This window comes from Mobiluncus sp., from assembly GCF_985070215.1.
In genome coordinates this window covers 101,967-120,220 of the sequence record NZ_CFKZQR010000001.1, presented here as the reverse complement: position 1 = coordinate 120,220, position 18,254 = coordinate 101,967, and the positions used below count along the sequence as shown (strand labels likewise).

Annotated in this window: 20 protein-coding genes, 1 tRNA gene and 1 pseudogene; 4 read left to right on the top strand and 18 right to left on the bottom strand. The window is 58.2% G+C overall.

The genetic code is table 11. The annotated features are described in order from the left end of the window. Nucleotides 1-71 precede the first annotated feature (71 nt). The 9 genes from AC5LBQ_RS00535 to AC5LBQ_RS00495 form a co-directional block, all read right to left on the bottom strand. Entirely contained in the window at nt 72-1,217 is a 1,146-nt protein-coding gene (locus AC5LBQ_RS00535) for a phage portal protein (RefSeq protein WP_493264302.1), read from the bottom strand. 96 nt (nt 1,218-1,313) lie between these two features. Next, the gene (locus AC5LBQ_RS00530; protein ID WP_493264301.1) at nt 1,314-2,576 is read right to left on the bottom strand and encodes a terminase large subunit domain-containing protein; all 1,263 of its coding nucleotides are present in this window, start codon (nt 2,574-2,576) and stop codon (nt 1,314-1,316) included. A 163-nt stretch (nt 2,577-2,739) separates the two neighbouring features. After that, nucleotides 2,740-3,093, bottom strand: coding sequence for a hypothetical protein (locus AC5LBQ_RS00525; protein ID WP_493264300.1), 354 nt, complete (start codon nt 3,091-3,093; stop codon nt 2,740-2,742). 135 nt (nt 3,094-3,228) lie between these two features. Further along, a complete protein-coding gene (locus AC5LBQ_RS00520; RefSeq protein WP_493264305.1) occupies nt 3,229-3,483 on the bottom strand; it encodes an HNH endonuclease in 255 nt (84 codons plus the stop codon). A gap of 17 nt (nt 3,484-3,500) precedes the next feature. After that, a complete protein-coding gene (locus AC5LBQ_RS00515) occupies nt 3,501-3,674 on the bottom strand; it encodes a hypothetical protein (protein ID WP_367269265.1) in 174 nt (57 codons plus the stop codon). A gap of 34 nt (nt 3,675-3,708) precedes the next feature. Continuing rightward, nucleotides 3,709-4,575: a hypothetical protein gene (locus AC5LBQ_RS00510; protein ID WP_493264299.1), complete on the bottom strand. Its 867-nt coding sequence runs from the start codon at nt 4,573-4,575 to the stop codon at nt 3,709-3,711. Then, nucleotides 4,559-4,762: a hypothetical protein gene (locus AC5LBQ_RS00505; RefSeq protein WP_493264298.1), complete on the bottom strand. Its 204-nt coding sequence runs from the start codon at nt 4,760-4,762 to the stop codon at nt 4,559-4,561. The genes AC5LBQ_RS00510 and AC5LBQ_RS00505 overlap by 17 nt, the downstream gene beginning before the upstream one ends. After that, nucleotides 4,759-4,959, bottom strand: coding sequence for a hypothetical protein (locus AC5LBQ_RS00500; protein WP_493264297.1), 201 nt, complete (start codon nt 4,957-4,959; stop codon nt 4,759-4,761). Before AC5LBQ_RS00500 ends, AC5LBQ_RS00505 begins: the two co-directional genes overlap by 4 nt. After that, on the bottom strand, nt 4,952-5,179 hold the full coding sequence (locus tag AC5LBQ_RS00495; protein ID WP_493264296.1) for a hypothetical protein: 228 nt from the start codon (nt 5,177-5,179) through the stop codon (nt 4,952-4,954). Before AC5LBQ_RS00495 ends, AC5LBQ_RS00500 begins: the two co-directional genes overlap by 8 nt. Before the next feature lie 32 nt (nt 5,180-5,211). Here AC5LBQ_RS00495 and AC5LBQ_RS00490 point away from each other — a divergent pair, with 32 nt between their 5' ends. After that, nucleotides 5,212-5,673 carry an HIRAN domain-containing protein gene (locus tag AC5LBQ_RS00490; protein ID WP_491680422.1) on the top strand — a complete coding sequence of 154 codons (462 nt, stop codon included), beginning with the start codon at nt 5,212-5,214 and terminating at the stop codon, nt 5,671-5,673. On the opposite strand, the gene AC5LBQ_RS00485 is transcribed toward AC5LBQ_RS00490, so the two are convergent. After that, the gene (locus tag AC5LBQ_RS00485; RefSeq protein WP_493264295.1) at nt 5,670-5,891 is read right to left on the bottom strand and encodes a hypothetical protein; all 222 of its coding nucleotides are present in this window, start codon (nt 5,889-5,891) and stop codon (nt 5,670-5,672) included. The genes AC5LBQ_RS00490 and AC5LBQ_RS00485 overlap by 4 nt on opposite strands. Before the next feature lie 103 nt (nt 5,892-5,994). On the opposite strand from AC5LBQ_RS00485, the gene AC5LBQ_RS00480 reads away from it, so the two are divergent. Beyond that, complete coding sequence (locus tag AC5LBQ_RS00480; RefSeq protein ID WP_493264304.1) at nt 5,995-6,309, top strand: helix-turn-helix domain-containing protein; 315 nt, start codon at nt 5,995-5,997, stop codon at nt 6,307-6,309. On the opposite strand, the gene AC5LBQ_RS00475 is transcribed toward AC5LBQ_RS00480, so the two are convergent. Beyond that, nucleotides 6,271-6,343, bottom strand: a tRNA-Lys gene (locus AC5LBQ_RS00475). The genes AC5LBQ_RS00480 and AC5LBQ_RS00475 overlap by 39 nt on opposite strands. Nucleotides 6,344-6,475: 132 nt before the next feature. Further along, nucleotides 6,476-6,976: an HIT family protein gene (locus AC5LBQ_RS00470; RefSeq protein ID WP_493264294.1), complete on the bottom strand. Its 501-nt coding sequence runs from the start codon at nt 6,974-6,976 to the stop codon at nt 6,476-6,478. 87 nt (nt 6,977-7,063) lie between these two features. Here AC5LBQ_RS00470 and holA point away from each other — a divergent pair, with 87 nt between their 5' ends. Then, a complete protein-coding gene (gene holA, locus AC5LBQ_RS00465; protein WP_493264293.1) occupies nt 7,064-8,152 on the top strand; it encodes a DNA polymerase III subunit delta in 1,089 nt (362 codons plus the stop codon). 43 nt (nt 8,153-8,195) lie between these two features. Here holA and AC5LBQ_RS00460 read toward each other — a convergent pair. Both AC5LBQ_RS00460 and AC5LBQ_RS00455 read right to left on the bottom strand, forming a co-directional pair. Beyond that, nucleotides 8,196-8,870 (bottom strand): annotated as a pseudogene (locus AC5LBQ_RS00460) (ComEC/Rec2 family competence protein); the annotation flags it as partial. A 975-nt stretch (nt 8,871-9,845) separates the two neighbouring features. After that, a complete protein-coding gene (locus AC5LBQ_RS00455) occupies nt 9,846-10,853 on the bottom strand; it encodes a helix-hairpin-helix domain-containing protein (protein ID WP_493264292.1) in 1,008 nt (335 codons plus the stop codon). A gap of 180 nt (nt 10,854-11,033) precedes the next feature. On the opposite strand from AC5LBQ_RS00455, the gene AC5LBQ_RS00450 reads away from it, so the two are divergent. Further along, nucleotides 11,034-12,509 (top strand): hypothetical protein, encoded by a 1,476-nt coding sequence (locus tag AC5LBQ_RS00450; RefSeq protein ID WP_493264291.1) that lies wholly within the window; start codon nt 11,034-11,036, stop codon nt 12,507-12,509. Nucleotides 12,510-12,517: 8 nt separating this feature from the next. On the opposite strand, the gene AC5LBQ_RS00445 is transcribed toward AC5LBQ_RS00450, so the two are convergent. The 4 genes from AC5LBQ_RS00445 to AC5LBQ_RS00430 form a co-directional block, all read right to left on the bottom strand. Beyond that, on the bottom strand, nt 12,518-13,411 hold the full coding sequence (locus AC5LBQ_RS00445; RefSeq protein WP_493264290.1) for a metal ABC transporter permease: 894 nt from the start codon (nt 13,409-13,411) through the stop codon (nt 12,518-12,520). Continuing rightward, complete coding sequence (locus AC5LBQ_RS00440; protein ID WP_297346739.1) at nt 13,408-14,214, bottom strand: metal ABC transporter ATP-binding protein; 807 nt, start codon at nt 14,212-14,214, stop codon at nt 13,408-13,410. The genes AC5LBQ_RS00445 and AC5LBQ_RS00440 overlap by 4 nt, the downstream gene beginning before the upstream one ends. Beyond that, nucleotides 14,211-15,149, bottom strand: a complete 939-nt coding sequence (locus AC5LBQ_RS00435; RefSeq protein ID WP_493264289.1) for a metal ABC transporter substrate-binding protein — start codon at nt 15,147-15,149, stop codon at nt 14,211-14,213. The genes AC5LBQ_RS00440 and AC5LBQ_RS00435 overlap by 4 nt, the downstream gene beginning before the upstream one ends. A gap of 89 nt (nt 15,150-15,238) precedes the next feature. Continuing rightward, nucleotides 15,239-18,160 carry a leucine--tRNA ligase gene (locus AC5LBQ_RS00430; RefSeq protein ID WP_493264288.1) on the bottom strand — a complete coding sequence of 974 codons (2,922 nt, stop codon included), beginning with the start codon at nt 18,158-18,160 and terminating at the stop codon, nt 15,239-15,241. Between the last annotated feature and the right edge of the window lie 94 nt (nt 18,161-18,254).

Sequence of the window (18,254 nt, the reverse complement as noted above, 5' to 3'; positions counted from 1 at the left end):
GGCGGGTTTAGCACGGAACTCAAACGCGCGGGTCTGGGTGCCTGTAGTTTTCATATCGATGTCATAAACGGTCATGGTTTCACAGCCTCCTTAGGTTCCTGGTTTTCTAACGGCGGTAGAGATTCGATAGCCCTTATTTCGTTTAGGGTCATGAACCCGGCGGTAAGCGCGATTTGGTGGGCTTGGTAGCGGGTAAGCGTGTCCGAACGCAACAGAGCAGAGATTTGGAAACGCACGGTCTGACCCCGCGGGGTGAACGTGGTTAGGGCTTCCTCAATCTTGCGTAAATACTTCGTGAGCGTGAACCGTACGAACCCTAGCCAGTCCTGTTCCACGTTCGAGTAAGTCATGCTTGACCCCTCGGTGGATGTCAGCATGAGGGTCGCGGGGATACCGAAAAGCCGCGCGATTTCAAGCGTGTTAAAGTTCCGCGATTCAATAAACTGAGCATCACGCGGGTTTAACACGATAGGTTCATATTTGACGCCTTTCCCGGTAACTTTAATGTTTGACGGGTTAGCTGTGACGGGTAGGGGCTTACCGGTAGCGGGGTCGATGTTGTTCCAGGTATCCCTAATCTGTTTCGCGTCATCAGCGGTTAGAGCCTGGTCGGTAGAGAGTATTCCAGAGGGTTGGCCAGACCCGTTGAACCATTGCGCGGCATAGTCACGAAGATTGATAGCGCCCTGGATTTCAGCCCGCGCCGCCTGGATAGCTCCCAGCCCTTTCAAACTCCCGGGCAACACCATAAATTTCAGGTGCTGGATATCGGCTTGAGAGTAGTCGCGGCCCCGGTAAGAGTAAGTAATAACCCCGGTGCTTTCGTCCTGGGTGGGTAGAACCTCATGCGGGTTTAGTACCACAAGTTCCACAATCTTCCCGCCGATACGTTTAGCGAGAATGTAAGCGTTGCCGGCGACTGCCAGGCTCAGGGCGATCTGTTCCAGGAAATCCGAGCGGGTAAACGAGAGCGAGGGCGCTTTGATAATGTCAGGGATTTCGCTGGATGGGACTTCCACCCCGTGACGCTCCACCCTTAGCGGCAATTGAGCAACCGCGCTAGTGATGATGTCGATAGCCCGGTACACAGAGACTAGGCTTGCAGGCTCAAAGGGCGCCTCCCGGCGTGTCGGTGGCATAACGCCGGGAGGCATCGCACCGACCGGGCTATCGGCGCGGCGGGTTAGTTCACGTAGAGCGCGGCTAAAGCGGTTCATGTAACCTATTTGATTATTTGTTTTACTGTTTGTAAACCCTTTATGCTATCGGTTGTTATTCGATGTTATTCGTTGTTACTGGTTGTCGTTGAGTGTTTAGAATACTTGCATTTCTAGGGGCGCTACCGGGCGGGAAACGGTGTAGAGGGCAACAGAGGCGGCGATAAGCGCGGGGATTGGCGCGGTCGATTTATCACGGTCAAACAGCGGAACCCCGTTAGTTTCACGGATCACCGCGTTAGCGATAGCAACCGCAAGCGGTTTAGAGCCGTCATGCCTCAAAGTCTGCTCATCGCGGGCGGCTGTAAGAAACTCCGCGTCCGCTATCCGCCTAGCTCCCAGGGGTAGGCGCTCAACCGCTAAGTCTTCGGGTAGGTGGTCAAAGATTCGCCGGGTCATACCGCCGTCGTCTGCCACGAACCGGGTTACGCCGTAGGTTTGTAAGAGCCTTAGATAGTCGATAAGCCAGGTCGCGCCGGGGGCTTGGTGTAGCACTCTGACGTTGCGGGTGTTGGCGGCTTTATCTTCCCAGGCCGCGACTATAGCGGTAGCGGCGTTATCCGGGGCTATCTCGAACCCGATCACACATTCGCCAAGCGCCGGCGGGGCTTGGGTGTCGTCCATTGTGAGGTCGTCCCAGTCCTCCGCCGCGATAAGGGACTCATCGGTCATGGTGAGCCGGTTGCCGTACGCGCGCATAAACTCGGATTCGGTCATGGCCGGGGGTAAATCCTCGCTGATTGCGGCTTCCTGTATCGTGTTGCCTAATGCCGGGTGATAGGTCCACCATGCCGCGGGGGTGTGTACGTCTAGCCCGTCTGGGAGCGACCATTCAAAATAGGCAAGCCCTGGCTTAGCGCCTCGCCGCCCGGTTTCCACGTACTGGTTCATAAAATCGCTTTTCAGGGTTCCCATGGTAGACACCATGAATATTTGAGATTCACCGTAAAGGGTTACCTGGGAGGGTTTGACCGCGCCCATTACAGTCTCGCCGGTGGTCGCGTCCCATTTCCAGATCTCATCAAAATCGGCGTAACCGATAGTATCCCCATGCAGGGAACCCTCGACGGGGGCGAATTTTGTGATAGTCGAGCCGTTAGCGGTGCAGGTAACAGACTCCTCGCCGTTGGAAAGGCGGGTGTGAAACAGGTGGCCTAGCGGTGATTGGTCGATTATCTTCATGTACTTCATCATGCGTTTACGGGCGGCTTGCCCGGTTTGCGCGGTAGCGGCGGCTTCCAAGCCAGGCCTGGTTAAGAGCCGGTGAGTGCGTAGGGGGGTTAGTAGGGTGGTTTTCCCGGCTTGCCTAGGCACGGTGATAAGGATCAGGCTGTACTTGTAGGCGCGTTTCCCGTTCACTATTCGGTATTCGGTCGCCCTGTTCCACACCAGGCGTTGCCACGGTTGCGGGGTAATGCCTAATAGCCTGGATATGCGGGCGATTTCCGCGCCCTCGTTTAGGAACCCCGGTGTAGGGGCGGGGCAATAGGCCGGGCGGGGAAGATAAGCGAAAACGCGGCGTTCAGGCAATGTTAGCGGCATTAGTGTACTCGGTTTCCGCTTCGTCGATGTCCTCGGTCTGAATAGCCGTAAGTAGGCCGGCTAGATCAGCGCCCGCGTTAGGATCGCTCTGGGGTTTGATTGATTCAAAGATTTCCCGCGCCGCGTTTAGTAGCATAGCCCGCCCGCTGGGCGCGCCTTTCCTGCCCATTTGGTCCAGGGACCGCGCGGCCATTATCGCCAATGCACACAAGCCCGCCGATTCGTCCCCTATCAGGCCGTTATCACGAAGATTATCTATCGTTTTCTCGGTTTCCGTCTCAACGTAGCCTTTACTAGGCGGTTCAGGCTCAAATCCTGGTAAATAGTCTTGCATTTTCCGGCTTCTTTCCGCTTCGTTGTTACTTGTGTGAAAGTTGTTAATTAGTGGGTTTTTCTGGGGTTTAGGGGAGGGAGAAACAGGGCTGGCGCGGGGTGTCTGGCGGGGCGCTGTTTCAAAAAACGGGTTGCCTCATTTCACGAACCAGCTCAATCCGTCGTACACAGTTTCGTTGAGTGGTTTCATTTCCCGATTCCCTAGGCTGTAGTTACAGCTCTTGTGTGCAGGTCTGCAGTTCTCTAGCGTGGTTATTCCGCCCTTGCTTCGTGGTGTGAGGTGCTGGCATGACTCAGCGCCGGGCTTGATAGGTAGCCCACATATGCAACAGGTAGGCCCGTAGGTTTGCAGTAGCTTGTTAGTGAAAGCCTTACGTTTCGCGTAAGACATGGTTGTCCAGTCGTCCATTAGTACACCTGCAAGTCTGTTCGGGTCTTGGTCATGGCCGTTTCCTGGATCCATTTCGCTACAGCATATTGCGGGTATCTAACGGTTCGTCCTACTTTGACGAAAGGCGGACCGCCGCCCCTAGACCTCAACTGACTCAGATACTCGGTAGTTACCTGTAACTCGGTCGCCATTTGCTCCGGTGTCCAGAACTTCGCCGTTTCCACGCTAGGCCCTTACCCCGGCGCGGTCTGCTTCCAGCTGTTGCCTAAGCCAGTCGAAACTATTTACACCTGGGTGTTCTTGGCGCCAAAGCTCGCTAGTGCGGCGATGTTCCTCAGCGGTAAGCCGCTCTAAATCTTGCTGTACCCGGCGGGCGTTAGCGTTGCGCCATGCTTTGCGCCGTTCTTTGGTCCACGGCTTGCGGGCGGTTTCATTCTTGCGGCTGTCTTGGATTCGGTGGCAATGCGGACAGTTACCGCTGTCTTTGATATATCCGTGGTCACACAGCAAACTTTCGTTTTCGTTCATTGTTTCGTCCTTTCCTGTAGCCCATGAGGGCGGTTCTTTCGATGGTTCAATATTTGGCGCGCCGCCGGCGCCGGAGGCGCGGCGCGCCAAATTATTGTTAAGGGGTGTACTCAGTTCCACACGGCGCGACCTGCGATTATGTTGCTCTCGTCTTTTCAGGTCTGCCAGGCGCGCCCGCGTCTCAGCCCGGCGGGCTTGCCACGCCGCGGCACCCTTAGCCCAGGCCTCACGCACGAAACGCAACAGAATAGACTTATTGACCTGAATGAACCCCGCCGTAGGGGTACCGTCACGCAATACGCCGCGGTTCCAGGTAATGATTCCCAGACCTTCAAGGATTCGTAAACAGCGCGCCGTCCAGCGCGTGGATAGTCCCGCGGACTGCGACACTTGCCAAACAGTAGCGTCCATATAGCCCCGTTTACCGCGTACCCTGGCAACGATAGCGGTAAGCGTGGACCTCACTCCCTGCCACTCATTGCCGCCTAGTTCACCCCACCCGGCGCGCGCCATAGACTGGACTAGCACCATTGCCGGGGTTTCGCTGTTAATGGTCGAGTTCATACAGCACCCCTTTCACCAGATTCAAAGCCAGGTGCGAGGCAAGTACCGCCCTATCAGCCGCTTTCTTAGCTTTCTGCTGTTGCTCTGTCTCCGCGCCCTGCAACAGCAACGCGACCTTAGCGGCGTTCCCTTGCATGGCCGCCGTCGCGCTAACCAGGCTTTCCCGTTCCCGTGTTGATAGATTCATTGGTTAGCCTCTCTCACGTTGCGCAACAGGCCCTCCAATAGGGTCTTAGCCTCGCTGATTTCGTGGTAGGCGTTCACGGTTAGATTCGTAGCCCGCCCATTTTTCAAACGCGATAGCAACCCGGCCAGCCTCTCTACCGCTTCCGGCAGTTCCTGCCTCAAAGTCGCTAAGTCCATGTCCCTCAAAACGTCAGCCACGGCACTCACCCCAAAACTCGGACTCTCCCAGGGCGTCAATAAGCGCATCAACAGCGCCCACGGTCAGCCCGTAAGTATCGCCGAAACGGTCAATCGCAAGACCCCGGCAATGCGCAAGCGCCTCCTGAGCCTCCACTAAAGCCGCCCTCAAATGCCGCTCCACACGACCCACGGCAATGGATTCGTACAACGGAGTTATCATTGCCCCTGTTCCATACATTTGCTTTCCCTTTCGCTGCTATCGTGGGTGTTATGGGTTTTAAAGAATTTGCCGAAAAGGCTGCTAAGACGTCCCTTGATTTGTCTATCAAGGCCGGCAAGGCCGGATTCCAAGCCGTTAAGGATCACCGCGCCCGCGCTCAGGGGTATGACGTCGAGGTGGAAACCGATGGTTTTAACATTGCCGGCGCCACGTTTCACCAAAGCGCGCTTAGAAAATTTGCGAAATGGTGTGGCGTAACCCGTGACGGTTCCCACGTTTCGGTTCAAGTAGCATTGCAACCGGATAAAGGCAACAAAGCCGATAAAGACGCTATTGCAGTTATCAGTCCGAAAACTTCCGAGTTGCTGGGATATGTTCCCCGTGACGTGACGCCAAAAATTTGGGCTGTCGCACCCAAGACCGGGCGCGGGAAAACTTGGCAAATAGTCGCACCAGCCGAAATGTTTTGGTGGGATAACAAGCAAATTTACCTTATTCGGATCTACGCCTAGCACTTCGCACCGTCCGAACTACCAAGCGCCGGAACGTCTACACCCATACGCGCTAAATCGTCAGCCTCGGAAAGCGTCCAGGGGTTTTTCCCGGATATTTTGGCCTGCAAGGTTGAACGATTGATACCGAAGTCGCGCGCGAAAGCGCTGAGACTCTTCCGATGTGTAAAAGCGTAGAGACGGACCGCGTCGCTCACGTACTCATTGATTAGCTTCATGGTTGCCAGTTTTGCACTTTATACGCAAAACTACCTTTAGACACGCCGATGTATTCACAATAAATTCACATTATTTTGCGCGTAGCGTGCTAAACTTACTTACATGACGAACACACTAGCGCCGACAATGCAAACAAGTCTAAACCTTACTTCAATTGCGACCGTGAACATTCGCGCACTTTGCGCCCGTAGTGGCTACTCTGCGTCCGACCTTGCGCGTGCCCTAAAAATGAACCGCACGGCTTTGGGATATCGTTGGCGCGGTCAGACCGATTGGAGACTGGAAGAACTAGAGCAAATTGCCGTTGTGTTTGGAACTACACCGTGGGACTTGATTACCCCGGCGTTCGGGGATAAATGGAACCCAAATACAAAACAGTACGCCATCAGGGACTCGAACCCTGAACCCACTGATTAAGAGTCAGTTGCTCTGCCAATTGAGCTAATGGCGCTTTGCGTTTTTGGCGCGGTTAACTATGCTAACGCTCCGGGCGGGGATTCACAAATTGAATGTGCCCCAACCCGGGGTTTAGCTAGCGCGGATTCGGTGCGTTGCCGCCAGTCCGCTATCTCGCACGGCCCGGCTATCCCAGGGATTCCAAAGATTCGGGGACGTTCGCGCCAAAGCCCAGTTCAATCAGGGCGCCGCGCAGTTTGTCGCAGCTGGCTTTGATAGTGTCCGCAGAGCCCGCCGCTTTGGCATCGGGATGCAGCACCCGCATGGAATCGGTCGGAATGACATGAATATGCAGGTGGGGGACATCGAAACCGGCGACGACAATCAAGGCGCGCGACACGTTGAACGCATCGCGCCCGGCTTGTCCAATAATCTGAGCCACCTGGGACAGGTGCGCAATCAAAGCCGGGTCGGCGTCCAGATAGTTGTCGACTTCCTCACGCGGCACCACCAGCATATGACCGTCACTGCGCGGTTCGATGGTGGCGAAAACGACGCACTGCTCATCTTGCCAGACAAAGTTTCCGGGGATTTCGCCGTTGATAATTTTCGTAAATACGCTGGCCATGAGGCGTTCCTTTCGTTCGCAGAAGTCCGGTCGGGCGGTTTTTGTGTTCAGCGAGCGCATCAGGTGGGGGCGGATAGCCCTCCCGGTGTCGCTCCGCTTTTATAGTAGGGGAATTTTTGTCTCGCGGGGGGCATGTAGAGTTAAAGCGTGGCAACAAAGAAGAATGCTCAGAGAGGCTCCCGGGCTGGTTTCGAGCCGTGGTCGCGCGCGGAGCTGGCTCCGGTGGTGCTGCTGCTGGGCAAACAACGGGTTTTCGCCCAGCGCGCCATAGCCAGCCTGCGCGCTGCGGCCCTGGACAGCGCCGAAAAGGCCGGGGCGATGGAACCCCCGGAAATCACCGAGGTCAACGCCCGGACTTATGAATCGTCCCGCCTGAGCCAACTGACTTCCCCCTCCCTCTTCGGGGGGATGCCGCTGGTCATCGTTCCCGGACTGGAACAGGCCAACGCCGAGTTGCTCCAGGATTTAGAAGCCTACCTAGCTAGCCCAGCGCCGGATGCCTACCTGGTGCTGTGGCACGCGGGAGGAAACCACGGGAAAAAGGTCTTGGACCTGTGCAAAAAGGGTGCCGCGAAAGTCTATGCCTGCGATGAGCTGCGCTGGCCGGAGGAGAAAGCTCAGTTCCTCCAGGCCGAGGCCGGTCGGTTGGGGCGTCCCATCAGCCAGGATGCAGTAGCGGCGCTGGTGGCGGCGCTGGGAGACGAATTCGAGGAATTGCTCTCTGTGACGACCCAGCTGTTGCAAACAGTAGGGGATCCCGCTCAGCCGTTGAGCCTGGCTGAGGTTGATCAGTACCTGCAAGGGCGGGTGGAGGCGACTGGGTTTAATGTCGCCGATGCGGCCGTGACCGGCAATGTTGGCGAAGCGTTGCGCCTGTTGCGCCACGCTTTGGCCACCGGGGTAGCGCCGGTGTTGATTGTTTCGGCGATGGCCACGAAACTCCGCCAGATTTTGACCTCGTTTTCTACCCAGTTGCCTCCAGCGGTAGCGCAGATGGACCTGGTGGACCCGCCTAAGCCCCTGTTCGGGCGCATTGCCCAGGGAATCCGCGCCGTTGCGCCGCGCTGGGACGATGAGCGGCTGGGCTTAGCCATCTTGGCGGTTGCCCGCGCGGACGAAGCGGTAAAAGGGGCTTCGCGGGATCCCGAATACGCCCTGGAAGCCATGGTCTTGGCGGTGTGCCGATACGCCAGCGGCGTGCGCGAGCCAGTTGGGACGCCACCCATGCGAAGCTGAGTGCCACAATCAACAGCCCGGTCACGCCCGCCGCCGGGTTTTCCAACCAGTCGACTTCCGCTCCCGGTCGACTGGCAAAGAACCTGGCCACGCCGGCAATCCACGCGGCAGCCCACCCGGTTACGTGCGCCGTGCCCTGTTCCAATAACCGCACCGGCATCGCAATAACGGCAAATGACGCGGCCGGGAGTCCCGCCAAGGCTGCTAGTGCGACCAGCCCCAGACCTCCCACGGTCACTATGGAGGACACCGCCCCGGTCAACAGGTTCGCTGGCAGGGAGTAAACCTGCAGCTTCCCGCGCATGACCAGCATTAATGGCGCACAAGCCAGCTGCGCACTGAGGGAAACAGCCAGCGGCAGAGCAATCAGGCGCGGCAAAAACCGGGCGCACCAGGCCGCCAAGTATGGCCCGCCGGTCACGATGGCGCCGGTCGCTACTACCGACAGGGCAAAGCCCCAGGAAGTCGCCTGGAATGGCTGCACCAGCAGCATTCCGATGATGGCCGCGGACAGGGAGGACATCGAGCGGGAGGGGCGGGCTATCCCCAGCCCCACCAGTGTCAACACCCCCATCGCCGCCGCGCGGGTGACAGAGGCGGAACCTTCCAGCATGGCCAGGAAAATCCCCATAATTCCCGCTGCCACTACGACTTGCACCCCACGGCGTTTCCGAGCGGTTAGCCCCAGCGCCACGGCCAGCACCACGCTGAGATGCATTCCAGACACGGCAGTCAGGTGTGATAAGCCTGCTACCTGCATAGATTTGCGGTCCAGGGGGTCTTGGACGGCAGTCAGCCCCAGGCTCATCGCCATAATCATTCCCGCCGTTGATTCCGAGAGTCCCGCCGTGGCCTCACTTAGGCGCTGGCGCACCGCGTTGACAAACACAAAACGCCCGGTTGGAGGCCCGATAATTTCAGGAGCGGTCGGAGACTTCGCATAGCCCAAGTACTGGGTGGACAGATCCCGACTGGCCAGGCCGGTGCGCAGACGTACCCACGAACCGAGGGGGATACCTTCCCAGCCAGCCCCCTTGACCTGCAACAGGGCGCGAGTGGGGTAGGTTGAGCCGTGCCAAGTCAGGCGGGTCGCTTTGAGGTCAACACGGTAACTGTCCCTCCAGCTCAGTTTCGGAGTCGAGACAACCTGGGCTTTCACGTCAAAACGGGCGGTTGGGTGAGTGCCAATCACGGCCAGAGCATCGCGCGAACCGAGTTCCAGACGTAGCGCCAGCGTCCCAAAAACGATGGCAATGACCAGGGCGGTAATCAGCAGCGTGGCCAGCCCGGAGCCGCGTGGAAACAGGCGGTGGCGCCGGCGGGCGGGTGTTTCCGTGGCGCGTTTCCCCACGCGAGTGGGCGGTTCCGGGTAGCGATTAACCGCGCAACCAGGCATTTCAAAGTCGCGTTTCCCCACGCGGATGGGCGTGAGCGTGCCACGCCTGCCCCCACGGGCTTGTGACCGGTGCAACCACCCCAACGCACCCGCCGCTACGGCCGCGACCAGGGCAAACCCGACGCTCACCACCAGCGCGACACGCTCCCCGCGGCTTCCCGCCACCAACAGCGCGACCCACAGACTCACCGCCGGAATCGCCAAGCGCAAATCCAGCGGGGCGGGGCGATAGTCCCGGTCGGTGCGCAGCCGCCGGACAATGAACGCTGTTTCGCACTGTGCAGTCATCACGAATCCTCACACGCACACGTGGTCGCGCAGGCGCGCCATCAGCGCCGGGCCGATCCCGCTGACTTCGTCGAGCTGATCCACCGAAGCGAAACGCCCGTTGGACTCGCGGTAATCCAAAATGCGTTGCGCCAGGGCGGGGCCGATGCCGGAAAGGGTCTGCAGAGCGCCCAGGTCCGCCGTGTTCAGGTTCACTTTTTCGCCATCATTCCCCGCTGACTTGGTGCCCGAGCCCGGTGCGCTGCCCGTGTTTCCGCCCGCGCCCGGCGGGGGAGTTTCTCCAGGCCGGACGACATAGATCATTTCGCCATCCGTGAGCGGTCGAGCCAGGTTCAGGGTGCCCAAATCCGCTTCGGGAAGGGCTCCGCCCGCCGCCTCCAAAGCGTCGGCCACTCGAGACGGGTCCGCCAGGTGAACCACTCCGGGGTGGCTCACCGCTCCGGCCACGTGAACCACGACTTCGGCGCCGTTATTGCCAGGAAGATACAGGTGCGGGGCGGCACCCGGCGAGGGCGAAGCACCGTCCTTTCCCGTCGCGGTATTTCCGGACTTCCCCTCAGCCGCAGCCAGCGCGGCACCCGGGCCCGCAGAGCTGCCCGTTTTGGAATCCGTTTTTCCCGTGGCGTCCCCGGACAGCACCCCGTCGGGAGGTGGCGTGGGCGGGGCGGCAAACACCTGCCAACCCACCACCAAAAGCCCGCTTACCAGCATGAACGCCGCAATTAGAGTCGCTACCCGCGGGCTGGGCGCCAGGCGTAACCGCTGCTCGCGCTCGGCGATGGGCCTGACCTGGAGACTGCTTTCAAAGCCCTGAACCAGGTCCTCAGCCCGCCCAGCCAGGTTACCGCGAGTCGGCGGGTTCCCCTCCGCGCCAAAATCGGGGGGTGGCGCGGGATGGCGCGCGGTTCGGTAATCCGGCTCGGCATCGTCCAGATAGCCCACGCCCGCGGCTCTGGCCCGCTCAAAAACACTGGCAGTGAGCCGGTCGCGGTCCGTTTGTCCAAACTTATTTAGCATCCTGGCTGCCTCCTCTATCGTGCCGGGAACTGTCCGCCCCTTGCTTGTGAAACTAATCGCGACCCACCGGCGCGGAAAGTCGAAAATGTTTTACCTGTGGAAAACCCGGAATTGCCCTCCCCTGTGGAAAACTTCTCGAAAGGCAGTTTTTCGTTGCTATAGCCGGGATAAACTGAAGCAGTGAAAAAACAGAAACCGGATTTAAGCGATTCTGCGGCCGCGGTGCGCCAGCCCCGCTTGGTCGAACGCATCATTGGCGCGGTCATTCTGGCCCTGGCGGTGGTGGTGTTGGTGACCGCCACGACACAGTGGCTTGGTGATACCGCCCGGATTCGCAGCAACGCGGAAGTGAAGATAATCACAACCGTCGCCCCATTGAAAGAAGCCTGGACCCTGGCAATGCCCGCGAAAATGAAAGATCCGCGCACGGTGCAGGTGTGGGACTACGCCGATTCCCAAGACTCTTTGGCGGCCCAGGACGCCGCTACCGGTGTGACCGCTAAATTGGCTGAAAACGAACAGCTTGTGCTGGTCAAAGGCACTGATGGCAAGGCTCAAACCCAGGCTATTGCGCTGATAGACGAAACGACTGGCACCGCGAAATGGTCGAAAACCTACGATGACCTGCCCCTGGACTATTGCCTGAAACAGCTGTGGCAGAGCTCGATTACCTGCGAATCGGATGCCGCGAAAAAGGTGGTGCGTATCGATTCCAGCGGCAATGTTGTGGTGGGGGACTTGCCGCAGGGTATTTGGGATTTAGCGACCGGCGAGCACGTTTTGGGAGCCATTTTTGACCAGTTCCTGGTGGTTCCTATCGCGGTTGCGGAAGGAAATTCGGCTGGAGTACAGGCGGTGTACGTCACGCCGGACTTTGCGTGGAAAGGCAAGTTCCCGCTCATGGTGCCAAACGCCCAGGCTGCCCAGCCCCTATCGGTGCAAACTCGGGGGTCGGTGACCTTGCTGGGGGTGACGACTTCGAATCAAGACGGGTCTAACCGGCAAAATACCTGGAGTTATTCCCAAATTATCAACATGAAAATCGGTTCTCTCGACACCTCGAAACTGGGGTCTGCCCCCCAGATTTCCATGTTGGAAGCCGGTTTTTTTGCCTCCGCTGACCCGCAAAGCGCCGCTGAGGTTCATTGGCAAATTCACGGTTCTGACGGTGGTGTAGTGGGGGAGGGCCAGTGCCCCTCTGTAGCCGCTCAAGCCCTGCACGACCAACTGCGCGCCGGGCTGCGGCTGGATACTGACAGTGCTCTGACCGCCTTGAAATCCGGGAAAGTTCCCGTCCTCATGCCCGACCGGACGTATTTCCTGGGTGCGACCGGGGAAACCTGCGCGTCCTGGCCCGGTTGTGCGGCAAAAACCTGGACTACCGGGGACGGCGTGGCCATTAATCTGAAAGCTCCAGGGGCTCCGCTGGCCTCTGACGGGACAAAAGCCGTGTTCACCGAAGGTAACGGCGGGCTTTTGAGCTACGGAGTCGTCGACGGAAAATTCCTCTGGGAAGGCGTTGCCCCACCCTTGAAAGATGCTGCCACCAGCGGGGATATGTTTGTTTTCGGGTCTGGGTTGGGCCAGTTGGCACAGCTGGGCGACCTCAACAAGGGCAGCGCCAAGGCTGTATTGCGCTACCTCACTCTGCCCTAGAGGGTTGCCTAAGAAGCAACCTGTTGAGGTTCCGGGTCAGGGTTGGGTACGGCAGTCTGCGCGCCATGATAGCGCTGTAGCCGCTGCTGCCGAAGCAAATCAACCAGCCAAACGATTAGGAACAACACTCCCTCAAGCAGCACGACCGTGGCTCCTGAAGCCGTATCGAACCAGTAGGAAATATAGGCTCCCAGCACGACGCAGGATACGGAAAGCAAAGGAGCTATCCATAACATAGCGTTGAACCGGTTTGTGAGCAGCCGAGCGGTTGCGCCAGGGGTAATCACCAGTGCCACGATGAGGATTGCGCCCACTGCCTGCATCGCCACCACGACCGTCAAAGAGAGAGCTACCAGCAACAAAGTCGCCAACCAGGTTGTAGAGATGCCGATAGTGTGGGCATGAGTCTTGTCGAAGGCATACAGCACTAAATCCCGCTTTTTGTATAACAACAGCACCAGAGCGAGTGGACTCAATATCAAGACCTGCCACATATCGGCTCTGGTGATACCGAGCATGTCGCCAAACAAAATATGGTGCAAATCGATATGACTGGGGAACAGGCTGATTAGAACCAGGCCGGAGGCAAACATAGTTGTGAATACCACCCCAATAGCTGTGTCTTCCTTGACCCGTCCGCGCCCCCGCACTGCGCCAATCAATCCCACCACCAGCAAAGCTGCCACGAGGGCACCTATTGCAAAAGGCGTTCCCAACAGGTAGGACACGACAATCCCGGGAAGAATTGCGTGCGACAGGGCGTCACCTAACAGTGACCAGCCAATTAGGACCAGCCAGCAGGACAACACGGCACAAACTGCTGCCGCGACTCCGGTGACGATGATGCCGCGAAGCATAAACTGCTGTGTCCACATTTCGATTAAGATTTCATAAAAATTCACTGTCCACCTCCCGACGCGGCGGGATTTAATCCAAACGCTTTCGCGAGATTCTGTGGGTCCAAGGCTCCAGCAGGATTGCCTTGATAAACCACGCGGCGATATAACAAAACCACCTCATCGCAGAGCTTTTCCAAAGAAGCCAAATCATGGGTTGAAACCACCACAGTGGTCCCTTTTGCAGAAATTTTTCGCAGTAAATCAACGATATTGGTTTCTGAGTATTTGTCTACTCCGGCAAACGGTTCATCGAGGAGCAGGAGCGGTGCGCCTTGGGCAATTGCGCGCGCGATAAACACCCTTTTCTTTTGACCGCCGCTCAACGCTCCAATTTGGCGCTGTTGCAAATCTTGCAATTCCACCATTTCTAACGCGGATTGCACCGCTGCCAGATCTGCAGATTTGGGACGACGGGTCGGTCCCATAAATCCATATCGCCCCATCATGACGACTTGGTTTACGTTAACCGGGAAGTCCCAATCGATTTCCTCGTTTTGTGCAACATAACCAATCAGTCGCTGTTTCCGGGCTTGGTTTGCGTCAATTCCGGCAACTTTAATGCTGCCCTTTTGATACGAAACGCTGTTGGTGATGGCTTTGAACAGTGTCGATTTCCCCGATCCGTTCATCCCTACCAGACCACAAATTTGACCGCGCGGCACGGTTAAACTGGCACCTTCCAGTGCCACATTAGCCCCGTAACGAACATGCAAATCTGAGACTTCTAATATAGGTGGGGCTGATTTTGAGCTGGACTCAGTTTCAGACCCGCCTGGCGCTATGCGGTTGTCGAGAGTGTCACTCATTTCTGAGTCAACCCTTGGGTAATCAGATCTGCGTCGTAGCGCAACAGATCCAGATAGGTCGGAACGTCTCCATCTGCGTCTGACAAGGAATCAACATACAATTCCCCACCAAATTTCGCTCCCGTAGCTTCCACAACGGGTCGCATTTTGTCTCCCACGGTGGACTCGCAGAATACTGCGGGAACGTGGTTTCGCTTCACGTAGTCTTCCACTTCCGCTACGCGAGAGGGAGTGAGGGCTCCTTCGGCATTTACGCCCCACAGGAATTTCTCGTTTAGGTTATAGTCCCGAGTCAAATACGAGAAAGCTCCCTCACAGCTGACCAAAGTGCGTTGTGACGCGTCGAGATGAGAAAGAGTGGAGGTGATGTCCTCGCCGACTTTTTCAATCTTGGCGCCATACTGTTCGGCATTTTCCTGGTACTCGGAGCAGTTCTGGGCATCTAAATCGCAGAAGGCTTTTGCCATATTTTTCACGTAGAGGGCGCCGTTTTTCGGGCTCATCCAAGCGTGGGGATTGGGCTTACCCTTGTAGTCGCCTTCGGTTATCGGAATAGGCTCCACGCCCTGCGAAACATTGACCTTTTTGGCATCCAGGTCGGTGGTAAACTTCGTGAACCAGCGTTCCAAATCCAGCCCGTTATTTAAAATCAGTTTCGCTTTCTGCGCCGACTTTAAGTCCGAGGGCGTGGGTTGATAATCATGGATTTCCGCCCCAGGTTTGGTGATAGAGCGAACTTCCAGGTGGTCTCCGGCAACGTTTTGAGCCATGTCCTGCAACACGGTAAATGTGGTGAGGACCAGGGGCTTGCCTTGTGTGGCCGAATCCGAGCTGGCGCTGGGTGTCCCGCTGCACGCGCTGAGAGAGGCTCCCAGGCACAAAATCGCAGCTACAGTCAAGGTTTCTTTAATTTGCTTGTTTTTAATTCTCTTCATGAGCATAGCCTAAGTTAGGTATACCTAACTTTGCAAGCCGGAAACCGTTGAAATCCCGTAATTTAGCGAATTTTTTGTACTGACAAATCCTACAAAACCAGGGACACGAGCTTCGGGGCGCGCACGATAATCCGCTTCGGTTCGCGCCCGTCCAGCAACTTCACCACGGCCGGTTCCGCCAGGACTTTCGCCTGCAAATCCGCCTCGGAAATCTCGGGGTCCACCGACACTTTCGCGCGCACCTTGCCCGCCACCTGAACCACGCAAGTGACCTCCTCAGCCGCCAACAGCGACTCATCGGTCACGACGGGGAACGTGGCACGGGCGATTCCGCCCTGGTGACCCAAGCGCTCCCACAGCTCCTCCGCAATGTGCGGAGCGATGGGGGCAACCATCACGACCAGCGCTTCTGCGGCCTCACGCGGCACCTGGGACAGTCCGGTGAGGTGATTGTTCAGCACAATCATCTTGGCGATAGCCGTGTTCACGCGCAGATTGTCGTATTCCACAGTGACATCGTGAATGGTGCGAGCCAGCACTTTCGCGGTCGCCAAATCCGGGGCGTCGTCGCTGACGGTGAGCGCGCCGGTGTTTTCATCGACGATATTGCGCCACAGCCGCTGCAGGAAACGCTGGGAACCGACCACCGCACGAGTGTCCCACGGGCGGGACATATCCAGCGGCCCCATCGACATTTCGTAAACCCGGAATGTGTCCGCGCCGTAATCCGCGCACATCTGATCAGGGGTGACGATGTTCTTTAGCGACTTGCCCATCTTGCCGAACTCGCGGTTGACGGGCTGGCCCTGCCAGGTAAAGCCGTCCTCTTCGCTGCCCTCCACTTCGTCAGCCGGGACGTATTGCCCGCGCGAATCCGTGTAGGCGTAGGCCTCGATCATGCCCTGGTTGAACAGGCGATGGAACGGCTCTGAACTGGAGACATATCCCAAGTCGTAGAGGACCTTGTGCCAAAAACGCGCGTACAGCAGGTGCAGCACCGCGTGTTCCACGCCGCCCACGTACAAATCCGTGCCGCCGCTGAGGTTGCCCGCTTCGGGACGCGGGCCCATCCAGTAGGCTTCGTTGTCGGGGCTGGCAAAAGCCGTGGGGTTGTCCGGGTCGGTGTAGCGCAGCTCGTACCAGCACGAGCCCGCCCAGTTCGGCATGGTGTTTTGGTCACGAGTGTAGGTCTGCTTGCCTTCGCCCAGGTCCAGCTCGACAGTCATCCAGTCCGTAGCGCGGCCCAGCGGAGATTCCGGGGTGGAGTGGGCGTCGTCGGGGTCAAAAGTCCGGGGCCGGAAGTCCGACACTTCGGGTAGCTCCAGGGGGAGCATCTCCTCCGGCAGGGCGTGAACCCGCCCGTCAGAGCCGTAAACCACGGGGAAAGGCTCGCCCCAGTAGCGTTGCCGGGAAAACAGCCAGTCACGCAGACGGTAGGTCACGGTCTTTTCGCCCCGCCCGGTTTTCGCCAGCCAGTCGCTGATTTTTGCGATAGCCTCGGCCTTGCCCAGGCCGTTCAGGCTGATTTCGCTGTTGGCGGAGTTTTCGATGACGCCGTCGCCGGTCCAGGGTTCCGTCTGTACATCCAGGCCGTCCGGGCCGGAAATAGTTTGGATAATGTCCAGGTTGAACATCCGAGAAAAGGCGTGATCGCGCTCGTCGTGGGCGGGCACAGCCATAATCGCACCGGTGCCGTACCCCATCAAAACGTAATCCGCCACGAAAATCGGCACCAGGGAACTATTGACCGGATTCGTCCCAAAAATGCCGGTAAACACGCCGGTCTTTTCGGTGAAGTCGGTTTCCGCAGTCCGTTCACTGTCGCTCTTTGCGCTGGCTTGCGCCCGGTAGGCCGCCACCGCTGCGCGCGGGGTCGCGTATCCGCCGGTCCACTCCGGGCGGGTTCCCTCCGGCCAAGCGTCCGGCACCTGCAACTCCGCGTCCGCGCAGTCCTCGGCCCCCACCAGCGGGTGTTCCGGGGAAATGACCATGAAAGTCGCGCCAAACAGCGTGTCGGGCCGGGTTGTGAAGACCTGCAACGTCTGCGGCTGCGGCCCTTGACCAGCCTCGACCTGGAAGTTTACGGTGGCGCCAAAGGACTTGCCTATCCAGTTGTGCTGCATGGTGCGGACCTTATCGGGCCAGTCAATCGTGGCTAGGTCCGCATCCAGCCGGTCTGCGTAGCGGGTGATGCGCATCATCCACTGGCGCAGTTTCGTCTTAAACACGGGGAAGTTGCCGCGTTCGGAACGCCCCTCGGCGGTGACTTCTTCGTCCGCCAGCACCGTGCCCAATCCCGGCGCCCAGTTCACCGGCGCGTAAGCCACGTAAGCTAGGCGCTCGGCATCAATGAGTTCCGCCTGTTCCACCGCGGAAAGTTCGGCCCAAGCCCGCCCGTCCGGGGTGGGGCGGGTGCCGTCCTCGTACTGCTTCACAAGGGTGGTAATCGGCCGAGCCGCGCCCTTTCCGGAGCCGTCGCGGCGCGGAGCCTCCGGGTCATACCAGGAGTTGAAAATTTGCAGGAAAATCCACTGGGTCCACTTGAAATAGTCCGGGTCGGTCGTGGCGAAAGAGCGCCGCCGGTCGTGGGACAAACCAATGCGAGCCAGCTGTTTGCTCATGTTGGCGATATTGTCATGCGTGGTGATGGCTGGGTGCTGGCCGGTTTGCAGGGCATATTGCTCGGCGGGCAGGCCAAACGCATCGTAACCCATGGTGTAGAGCACGTTCTTGCCCTGAGCGCGCTGGTAACGGGCCACCACGTCGGTGGCGATATAGCCGAGCGGGTGTCCCACGTGCAGACCTTTGCCGGAGGGGTAGGGGAACATATCGAGGATGAAGTATTTTTTGTGTTTTGCCAGGTCGCCGGCCAAGGAGCCGCTGGGGTTATCCGCGTTAAAAGCGCCGGTTTCGTCCCAAATCCGTTGCCATTTTGCTTCCAGGTCCCCCGCCATCTCAGCCGTGTAGCGGTACTGCGGGGTGTCTGGGGTTTCCGGGGTATTTTCAGCCATTATTCCTCTTCTTTCCGACAATCAACGTATCCAGTTTAGACCAGATGATATACGCGACTTAAACCGATTAGTTTGCGCGCTGTGTTGGGTGCGA

Excerpts from the sequence above, each read along its gene's own strand:
- AC5LBQ_RS00435 (WP_493264289.1), bottom strand. The coding sequence starts at position 15,149 with ATGAAGAGAATTAAAAACAAGCAAATTAAAGAAACCTTGACTGTAGCT.
- AC5LBQ_RS00480 (WP_493264304.1), top strand. The coding sequence starts at position 5,995 with ATGACGAACACACTAGCGCCGACAATGCAAACAAGTCTAAACCTTACT.
- AC5LBQ_RS00430 (WP_493264288.1), bottom strand. The coding sequence starts at position 18,160 with ATGGCTGAAAATACCCCGGAAACCCCAGACACCCCGCAGTACCGCTAC.
- AC5LBQ_RS00515 (WP_367269265.1), bottom strand. The coding sequence starts at position 3,674 with ATGGCGACCGAGTTACAGGTAACTACCGAGTATCTGAGTCAGTTGAGG.
- AC5LBQ_RS00440 (WP_297346739.1), bottom strand. The coding sequence starts at position 14,214 with ATGAGTGACACTCTCGACAACCGCATAGCGCCAGGCGGGTCTGAAACT.
- AC5LBQ_RS00510 (WP_493264299.1), bottom strand. The coding sequence starts at position 4,575 with ATGAACTCGACCATTAACAGCGAAACCCCGGCAATGGTGCTAGTCCAG.
- AC5LBQ_RS00535 (WP_493264302.1), bottom strand. The coding sequence starts at position 1,217 with ATGAACCGCTTTAGCCGCGCTCTACGTGAACTAACCCGCCGCGCCGAT.
- AC5LBQ_RS00525 (WP_493264300.1), bottom strand. The coding sequence starts at position 3,093 with ATGCAAGACTATTTACCAGGATTTGAGCCTGAACCGCCTAGTAAAGGC.
- AC5LBQ_RS00470 (WP_493264294.1), bottom strand. The coding sequence starts at position 6,976 with ATGCGCTCGCTGAACACAAAAACCGCCCGACCGGACTTCTGCGAACGA.
- AC5LBQ_RS00505 (WP_493264298.1), bottom strand. The coding sequence starts at position 4,762 with ATGAATCTATCAACACGGGAACGGGAAAGCCTGGTTAGCGCGACGGCG.
- AC5LBQ_RS00520 (WP_493264305.1), bottom strand. The coding sequence starts at position 3,483 with ATGTCTTACGCGAAACGTAAGGCTTTCACTAACAAGCTACTGCAAACC.
- AC5LBQ_RS00490 (WP_491680422.1), top strand. The coding sequence starts at position 5,212 with ATGGGTTTTAAAGAATTTGCCGAAAAGGCTGCTAAGACGTCCCTTGAT.
- AC5LBQ_RS00455 (WP_493264292.1), bottom strand. The coding sequence starts at position 10,853 with ATGCTAAATAAGTTTGGACAAACGGACCGCGACCGGCTCACTGCCAGT.
- AC5LBQ_RS00485 (WP_493264295.1), bottom strand. The coding sequence starts at position 5,891 with ATGAAGCTAATCAATGAGTACGTGAGCGACGCGGTCCGTCTCTACGCT.
- AC5LBQ_RS00495 (WP_493264296.1), bottom strand. The coding sequence starts at position 5,179 with ATGTATGGAACAGGGGCAATGATAACTCCGTTGTACGAATCCATTGCC.